This is a genomic window from Streptomyces sp. NPDC053673 (genome assembly GCF_055585225.1).
The window spans coordinates 430486-437940 of sequence record NZ_JBVJKN010000003.1; the positions used below are offsets into that span (position 1 = coordinate 430486).

Here is a 7455-nt window from a genome sequence, read left to right on the forward strand (position 1 = left end):
TTGTGCGACCTGCGAGGCCTACCGCCTCTGCAGGAGCCGCCTCAGCCACGCCCGCCAGGCGGCGCGGGGTACGGGTACGCGCACCAACTCGCGTTCGGGCACCGGCAATTGAGGTGCCGCCGACATACCGCTGCTCGGCGAGGGCGGGGCCGGCAGCGGTGTCGCCAGATCATGGGTTTCCCGAGCACGGGAAGCGAACTTCACGGGCAGTGCTGTCAGATGCCGGGCCCAGGTGGTGGAGCGCCAGGTGAGCTCGTCCTCGGGGACGGCCAGGCTGATGTCGGGAAGCCGGGTGAGCAAGATGTCGATGCCGGTGTCGGCGATGACACGGCCGATGTCCTGGCCGGGGCACTCATGGGCGCCTGCGCTGAAGGACAGGTGCGCGCGGTTGTGGTGCACGCGGGTCGAGGGATCCGGGCGGACCGCCTGATCGACGTTCCCGGCGGCCAGGCCCAGCAGGAGCATGTCTCCCGCCTTGATCTCCTGTCCTCCGAGGGAGGTGTCATCGGTGGCCCAGCGGCCTGGGCACACCATGAGCGGTGGCTCGTCCCAGAGCACCTGCTCCACAGCTTCGGGCAAGGTCATCTGGCCGCCGGCCAACGACCCGCGGAACCGAGGGTCGGTGACCACCATCCGTAGCACGTTGGACATGAGATTGGCGGTTGTCTCATAGCCCGCGAGCAGGATGAGGCGCAGGTGGTGCTGCACCTCCTCGTCGCTGAGGCCGGCCGGGTGGGACATCAGTACGGATGCGATGTCCTGCCCGGGCAGGGCGCGCTTGGCGACGACGAGCTGCTCGAGGGTCTCCAGCACATAGGCGTTGCTCTTGAGCGACGTTTCGGTGCCCTTGAAGAGGTCCCGGGCGGCATGCACGAGCTTGGGACCGTACTCGTCCGGCATTCCGAGCAGGTGGGTGAGGACGAGCATGGGCAGGTGCTCGGTGAACTGACCGACCAGCTCCGCCTTGCCGCTCTCGCAGAAGTCGTCGACCAGCTGGTGCGCAAAGCGGGTGATGTGGCGGCGGATCCCGCGCTGGTCGAACTGGTCGAGGCTGGCCGTGACCGCGCCGCGCAGGCGCTGGTGCTCTTCGCCGTCCGCACATACGCAGTCGGGACGCCAGCCGATCATCGGCACCAGCGGCGAGGTCGTGGGGTCGATCTCGCCGCTCTTCCAGCCGTGCCAGGTACGGGGGTCACGGGAGAACTGGGTGGAGCGGCTGGCGACATCGCGGTTCTCGAGGTACCCCAGGACGAGCCAGGCACGTACGTCCCCGTCGAGCAGGACGGGCGCCACCGGACCGTGGGCCGCACGCAACTTCTCGTACAGGCCCATGGGGTCGGTTGCGGCAGCGGCGCCATGGAGCCGGGTCACTCCGTCGGCTCCCGTGGCGGTATGGGCCGGGCAACCCGGGGGCGGGGTGAGCCCCGGCTCTGCGGTGGTGCGGTCAGAGGGTGGGACGGTCATACGGACTCCTGAGCGGCGGCGAGGGTGCACAGGTAGCCCATCAGCGAGATCAGGGCGTCGCGGCAGGACGACCGGTCGCGTGCGTCACAGGTGATGATGGGCACGGATTCGTTGAGGGCCAGGGCAGTGCGCAGGGCAGGTATCGGGTGCTTCGGGGCTTCGGGGAAGGAGTTGACGGCCACGACGAAGGGGACGCGGCGGTCTTCCAGGCGGGTGATGATCTCGAAACAGACCTCGATGCTCCGGGTGTCGACGAGGACCACGGCGCCGAGCGCGCCTTCGAAAATGCCGTTCCACAGGAACCAGAAGCGTTCCTGTCCCGGCGTGCCGAAGAGATAGAGGATCAGCTGCTCGTTGATGCTGATGCGGCCGAAGTCCAGGGCAACGGTCGTGGTGTTCTTGCCTTTCGCACCGGGATTGTGGTCGATCCCGACGCCGGCCTGGGTCATGGTTTCTTCGGTGGTCAGTGGCGGGATCTCGCTCACCGCCCCGACCATGGTCGTCTTGCCGACCCCGAAGCCGCCGACAATCACCACCTTGACTCCCCTGGCGCCGTGCGGCAGCAACACGTCCGTGCTGCGGGGGCCGGCGGCGGGTGTGTCAGAGCTTACGTAGTCCATGGATCACCGCCTCCAGAAGGCCAAGTTCGGGGACCGCCGCGACAGGAACGGGAGCAATGGCCTCAACTCGCTCGTTGTCGACGAGCTTGGAGAGCAGCACCGTGACGACGCTGAACGGCAGACTCAGATGCGCGGACAACTCGGCCACGGACAGCGGGTACTGGCACATGGTGAGGATTGCCGCCTGCTCGGGCTGCATACCGGGGTCGGGTGCGGACCTCGATGCGACGAGGGTGACCAGGTTGAAGGCCTTGGCTGAGGAACCCGGGCCACCGGAGATGACATAGAGCGGCACGGGACTGCCTTCATCCCATGCATCCTGGTTCTCTGACGTCACATCGCCTGCCCGACGTCATCACGAGGCGGGCTGGTCATGTGCTGGCCGATCCGGACCACCAGCGTACGCATGCGGTCGCCCAGCAACCCTGCGTCCACTTCCTCATCGGCCAGCACTGCGAGATAGGCCCCGGGTCCGGCCGCCATCAGGGAGAAGTATCCGCCGTCGACTTCGATCCCGACCATGCGCGTCGAGCCGTCTCCGTGCGGGAACTTCTGCGCGATGGCCTTCGCCAGGCTCTGGATACCCGAGCAGGCAGCGGCGATCGCGTCAGCGGTGTCGGTCTCCGTGTTCGCTTGACCGATGCACAGTCCGTCCGACGACAACACGACCACGTGTCGCACGTACGGGACGCTGGCCGCGAGCTCCTTGAGCATCCAGTCCATGTTGGGCAGTGGCGGCACGGTTACTCACCCTCATCTGATGGCTCGCTGGTTTGGATGGAAGGGTCGGTGCTCGGCTTCTTCTCTCCGCTGAACGCCTCCCACATCAGGCCCGGCTGCCGGGGTACGCCGGCCGTTCCCGGGGAGGCGGCCGGAGCGGCGGGGGGTTGGGGGGTCGTGCGGACGACCGGTGGCGGGACGGGCGACTCGCGTCGCCGCTGCGGGAGTCCGTTGACGGTCTGTTTGACCTCGCCGGAATCTGCGGCATCGCGCGCCATCGTCGGCCTCGGCACGATCGGTGCGCCCGTGTGCTTCGGCGCGAACTGTTGGATTTTCGGGGCAGGCTGCTGAACTGTGGTGATCAGGCGCCGCGGAACGAGTACGACGGCCCGTACTCCTCCGTACGCGGAGGTGCGCAAGTCGACGTCGAGGCCGTTCTCGCGGGCCAGCCTGCTGACGACGGGCAGGCCGAGCTGCGTCGCCCCGCCCAGGTCGGCCAGATCGATGCCGGATGCTGCCTGGGCCATGACACGGTCGATGCGCTGCCGGACCTCTTCGGTGAGTCCGACCCCCCGGTCCTCGATCTCGATCGCGATACCGGAAGGAACCTCGCTCGCGGTCACCTCGACCGGGGTGTGCGGCGGCGAGAAGGTCGTGGCGTTGTCGAGCAGCTCGGCGAGCAGGTGGATCAGCGGCTCGGCTCCCTGGCCGATCACAGCCACCTCAGTCACCGACTGCAGCTTCACGCGGGGATAGTCCACGATGCGTGACATGGCCCCCCGCACGACGTCGTACAGCGGAATCGTCTTCGACCACTGGCGCCCGGGCCGGGCGTCACCGAGTACCGCGATGCTGGCGGCAAGGCGCCCGATCAGGGCATTGCGATGGTCGATGTCCTGCAGGCCATGGGAGACCACGACGTCCGTACCGTGGAGGATCTGCATGTCGCGGAGGTCCTTGGCGAGTTGATGCACGATCGCCTGGACCCTGCGCGCGATGGCCACCAGTGCCCGCTGAGAGGAGTCCCGTGTGCGCTCCTCGGCCTCCACGGCTTCCAGGAGTGTCCGCAGAGCTGCCCGGAGTGCTTCGGCGAAGTCACTGTCCAGATGTCCCCCGAACGTGACGGACTGCAGGATCTCGGAAGCGGGCTCACCCTTCTGCAGACGGGCGACGGCCGCGGGGAGGAGCTCTTCGGCGAGCCATACGGTGGTGGCCCGCTGATCGGACGAGCGCGCGAGCAGCGCGGCTTCGCGTTGCGCGTAGTACTGCTCCGTGTCGGCACTCGCCCGCGCGTGGCGGGCCGCCTCTGCCGAGCGCGCCCGGCGCGCCGTCTCGGCCGAACTGATGGCCGTCAGGAGGACCGCGACGAGGCCGCACCAGGCAACCGCCGTGCGTATCTGCGCGGGGACGAACATCAGTGCTATGCCGCAGGCCCCAGCCAGAACACCAGGGGGAATGAGCCAAGCTGGAGCCACTGCACGTGGCAGGGCTCTAGGGGTTGAACCTGCACGAACCATCGAGGGGTCCCTAAACAGTCTGGAATTTGTGGACTGGGGGTTGTGCGGTGCGCCGACAGAACGGTCGGGACTTCACTCGGCCGAGCACAAGTACTCCGATGGGTGCCCCCGACGGGTCGGTTCGAGATCGCATCGGTGGTCACGCCTCCCTGCGGCCAGGCTCCGTCCGCGCGCAGCACAGCATTTGGTGACTCGCTGTGAGTGCAGCGCAACACGCGACGGGAGCATAGTCAGTTCGGGTTGGCCATGTGACCATGCTGGAACGGGAACCTCCGTTGACCGATCTGGACCCGAAATTGATCGGCCACTGCCATGACACGAACTGCAGATGCATGGAATCGACCGCATCAAGCAGCCTGCTGGTCATGGCTTCCAACCCCCCTCCCCCGGTAGTCCGCCGCCCTGCTTCCGCGGGACGTACGCGCCGGCGGACAGCCGGGCCTCCGCCACACAGGAACCAGCCGGTACCGGGCGCAAAGGGGCCGGTGTCGTGGCCTTGGCCTCCATCGCGGTCCTGCCGACGGACGGCCCTGGCCCAGCTGAGCGGAGGAGAGCGGTTTCTGACTGCTAACGGGTGATCGACGGAGCTCCGCGCTCGCGCCGGACCCAACCGGTCGACCACTCCTATTAAGGTTGGCTCCCGTGCCGCTGAGCTGTGTCTTTGTGAACCTCAAGCCTGGAGTCGGCAAGACGACAAGTGCCGTTTGGCTGGCCCACGCGCTTCATGAGTCGGGCTACTCGCCCCTTCTGGTCGACGGCGACCCAGCTTCCTCGGCGCTGCGCTGGAGCGAACTGGCCGACGGCTTTCCGTTTCCCGTCATCGCCTTGCCGGTGGGGGACGTACACCGCCGCGTGAACGACTTCCTGGGCAATCGGCAGGCCGTGGTTCTCGATGCACCGCAGTTGGAGGACCATCCTCGTATCGCCCGCAGCATCATGAGGTACGCGAGCGAGTGGATCGTCCCGGTGACCCCCGCTCCCATCGAACTCGACCGGATGGCACCCATCCGCTCCGAGATGGATGACGTGCAGTCCCTGCGCGCCGAGCCGGCCCGCACCGCAGTCCTCCTGAACCGGACCAATCGCCCTGACGCCACGCGCACCGGCCCCGATGCCGATGCTCGTGAGGCGCTCACCGAGCGGGGCTTCGTGGTGCTGGACACCCAGATCGCGCGGCTCGAGTTGTACGCCCAGTCGTTCGGAAGTCCGGTCCGGGCGAAGGGCTCGGCGTACATGGATCTCGCCGACGAACTCATCAAGCGTGAGGAAGAGGCATGACCGAGCGGAAGGACAGGTACCGCGCGGCATTGGAGCGCGGAGAGGACACCGCCGACCGGCCCTCCAAGTTCACCACCGTTCTTGGCGGATACGTCCGGGTGACCGTCGAAGTGGACCCGGCCCTGCAGCACGACCTGACGCGATGGGCGGGTCCGGCGGTCTCCGCGCTGGTGCTCGCCGGCACGACCGTCCTGCGCACCCTGGGCCGAGCAGTTCGTCCCTGAACTCGCGCGGCAGCGCGGCAGCACGGCATCTCGGCAGGCGGGAAGTGCTTCCGCGCGTTCGGCAGGTCCTCGCGACGGCGCGCGGAGAAATCACGCATCGCCGTCTGCGACGGCGGGATCCGAAGCCCTGGCGGACGCGGGACGCCTTGCCGATTGCCGACGGAGCGCGGCGCACTCCGCCAACCGCGTGATGGCCGGGGACGCCGGCTCGGGCACCCGACCGAGTCGGCCGACCCGGCTTGCGCGTGCCGTCACGTATCGCATCCGGCCTCACCCTAGGATCCAAGCCATCTCCGGTCTTCTCCTGGGGGCTCAGGCATGGCTGACAACAGCCGTTCCGCTCTGGATCGCAGACGGTTCGTCCACCTCGCGGGCAGCACGGCGCTCGGCACGGCAATCAGCGCTGCTCTCGTCAGCGCCTGTACTCCCCGGGGGACCGACGTCCCTCGGGGCGTGCCCAGGTCCGTGGCGCTGAGCCTGCCGGGCAAGGGCGCCGTCGATCCCCCACCACCGCCGCTCCCGGACCAGCTCGCCGACGGCGTGATCAGCCGGCCAGGCCCGTCGGTCCGTATACCGCACGCGCAGCACGACCCCGTCCCCGAAGCCGTACGGGACAGGGTCCCGACCAAGCTGCCCTTCGCGTTCCATACGGCCGGCTACGCGGCGCTGCCGGGTCTGCCCGAGTCCATGCGCCCCTGGCGCGACCGGCCCACGAGCTGGGCCAAGATCACCCCGGACACCGAGCACACCTACCTGGACCCCGCCGGCGTGATCATGTACCGCCCGAGCAGAACCGCGGCCGGGTACAACCAGCCGGTCACCCAGATCCAGTTCGCACTCGGCTGTATCACCAGCCACCGCACCGAGAAGGACCCGGCGCGCAGGGCCCTTTTCGTCACGCGGGCAAAGGCCCAGGCGCAGCGCCTGATCGACACCCGGGTGGAGGCACGCGGCGCGTGGTACTTCCCGTTCCCGTTCGACTTCACGCTCAGCGGCCACGGCATCTCCTACCGGGCGCCGTGGTACTCCGGGATGGCGCAGGGCGAGGCGATCAGCCTCTTCATCCAGCTGTCCGAGCTCGACTGCGTGACCGCGGCGGAGCGCACCCTCTACCGGGCGGCCGCCGACGGCGCGTTCGCCTCTCTGCTGCGCGGCGACGACGGCACGCCGTGGGTGGTGAACCGCGACAGCGCGGGCTATCTGTGGATCCAGCTGTATCCGATCAGTGCTCCGGGCACGTCGGACTACACGTACAACGGGATGTTCTTCGCCATGCTCGGGCTCTGGGACTACGTCCAGGCGACGGGGAACGCCCTCGCGGCCCGGCTGTACGACGGCGCGTGCACGACCATGGACCACTACTTCGCAACGCTGCGCAACCGGCGCTGGGCCTCGTACTACTGCCACACCCACCGGATCCCGACGCCGTCGTACCACCAGCACCACATCAATTCGTACCGGCAGCTGTACTGGCAGACGGGCAACCCCCGCTTCGCCCACATGACCGACCTGCTGACCGACGACTTCCCCTCCGGGGTCCTGCCCGCGGGCTCCCCCGTCGCGTTCGCCGCGGGTGCGCACACCCTGTACCGGTACGACACCGACGCGGACGGCGACTACGTCGCCTCGAAG

General features: G+C 68.3%; 8 protein-coding genes. 3 read left to right on the forward strand and 5 right to left on the reverse strand.

Features of this window, described 5'->3' with window-relative positions; all coding sequences use genetic code 11:
• Window positions 1–18 precede the first annotated feature (18 nt).
• Genes ACZ6ZQ_RS07625 through ACZ6ZQ_RS07645 form a run of 5 tightly spaced genes read right to left on the reverse strand, consistent with a single transcriptional unit; the run spans window position 19 to window position 4219 of the window.
• Window positions 19–1464 carry a cytochrome P450 gene (locus ACZ6ZQ_RS07625; protein WP_469767639.1) on the reverse strand — a complete coding sequence of 482 codons (1446 nt, stop codon included), beginning with the start codon at window positions 1462–1464 and terminating at the stop codon, window positions 19–21.
• The gene (locus ACZ6ZQ_RS07630; RefSeq protein WP_469767640.1) at window positions 1461–2084 is read right to left on the reverse strand and encodes a GTP-binding protein; all 624 of its coding nucleotides are present in this window, start codon (window positions 2082–2084) and stop codon (window positions 1461–1463) included. Before ACZ6ZQ_RS07630 ends, ACZ6ZQ_RS07625 begins: the two co-directional genes overlap by 4 nt.
• Window positions 2065–2379, reverse strand: a complete 315-nt coding sequence (locus tag ACZ6ZQ_RS07635; RefSeq protein ID WP_469767641.1) for a DUF742 domain-containing protein — start codon at window positions 2377–2379, stop codon at window positions 2065–2067. The genes ACZ6ZQ_RS07630 and ACZ6ZQ_RS07635 overlap by 20 nt, the downstream gene beginning before the upstream one ends.
• Window positions 2380–2417: 38 nt before the next feature.
• Window positions 2418–2807 (reverse strand): roadblock/LC7 domain-containing protein, encoded by a 390-nt coding sequence (locus ACZ6ZQ_RS07640; protein WP_469767642.1) that lies wholly within the window; start codon window positions 2805–2807, stop codon window positions 2418–2420.
• A 20-nt stretch (window positions 2808–2827) separates the two neighbouring features.
• Window positions 2828–4219, reverse strand: coding sequence for an ATP-binding protein (locus tag ACZ6ZQ_RS07645; RefSeq protein WP_469767643.1), 1392 nt, complete (start codon window positions 4217–4219; stop codon window positions 2828–2830).
• A gap of 765 nt (window positions 4220–4984) precedes the next feature.
• Here ACZ6ZQ_RS07645 and ACZ6ZQ_RS07650 point away from each other — a divergent pair.
• The 3 genes from ACZ6ZQ_RS07650 to ACZ6ZQ_RS07660 form a co-directional block, all read left to right on the forward strand.
• A complete protein-coding gene (locus ACZ6ZQ_RS07650; protein WP_469767644.1) occupies window positions 4985–5599 on the forward strand; it encodes a nucleotide-binding protein in 615 nt (204 codons plus the stop codon).
• Complete coding sequence (locus tag ACZ6ZQ_RS07655; RefSeq protein WP_469767645.1) at window positions 5596–5823, forward strand: hypothetical protein; 228 nt, start codon at window positions 5596–5598, stop codon at window positions 5821–5823. Before ACZ6ZQ_RS07650 ends, ACZ6ZQ_RS07655 begins: the two co-directional genes overlap by 4 nt.
• Before the next feature lie 318 nt (window positions 5824–6141).
• Window positions 6142–7455 (forward strand): D-glucuronyl C5-epimerase family protein (locus ACZ6ZQ_RS07660; protein ID WP_469767646.1); only part of this gene is annotated, 1314 nt, incomplete at its 3' end.

Excerpts from the sequence above, each read along its gene's own strand:
- ACZ6ZQ_RS07625 (WP_469767639.1), bottom strand. The coding sequence starts at position 1,464 with ATGACCGTCCCACCCTCTGACCGCACCACCGCAGAGCCGGGGCTCACC.
- ACZ6ZQ_RS07630 (WP_469767640.1), bottom strand. The coding sequence starts at position 2,084 with ATGGACTACGTAAGCTCTGACACACCCGCCGCCGGCCCCCGCAGCACG.
- ACZ6ZQ_RS07640 (WP_469767642.1), bottom strand. The coding sequence starts at position 2,807 with ATGGACTGGATGCTCAAGGAGCTCGCGGCCAGCGTCCCGTACGTGCGA.
- ACZ6ZQ_RS07645 (WP_469767643.1), bottom strand. The coding sequence starts at position 4,219 with ATGTTCGTCCCCGCGCAGATACGCACGGCGGTTGCCTGGTGCGGCCTC.
- ACZ6ZQ_RS07655 (WP_469767645.1), top strand. The coding sequence starts at position 5,596 with ATGACCGAGCGGAAGGACAGGTACCGCGCGGCATTGGAGCGCGGAGAG.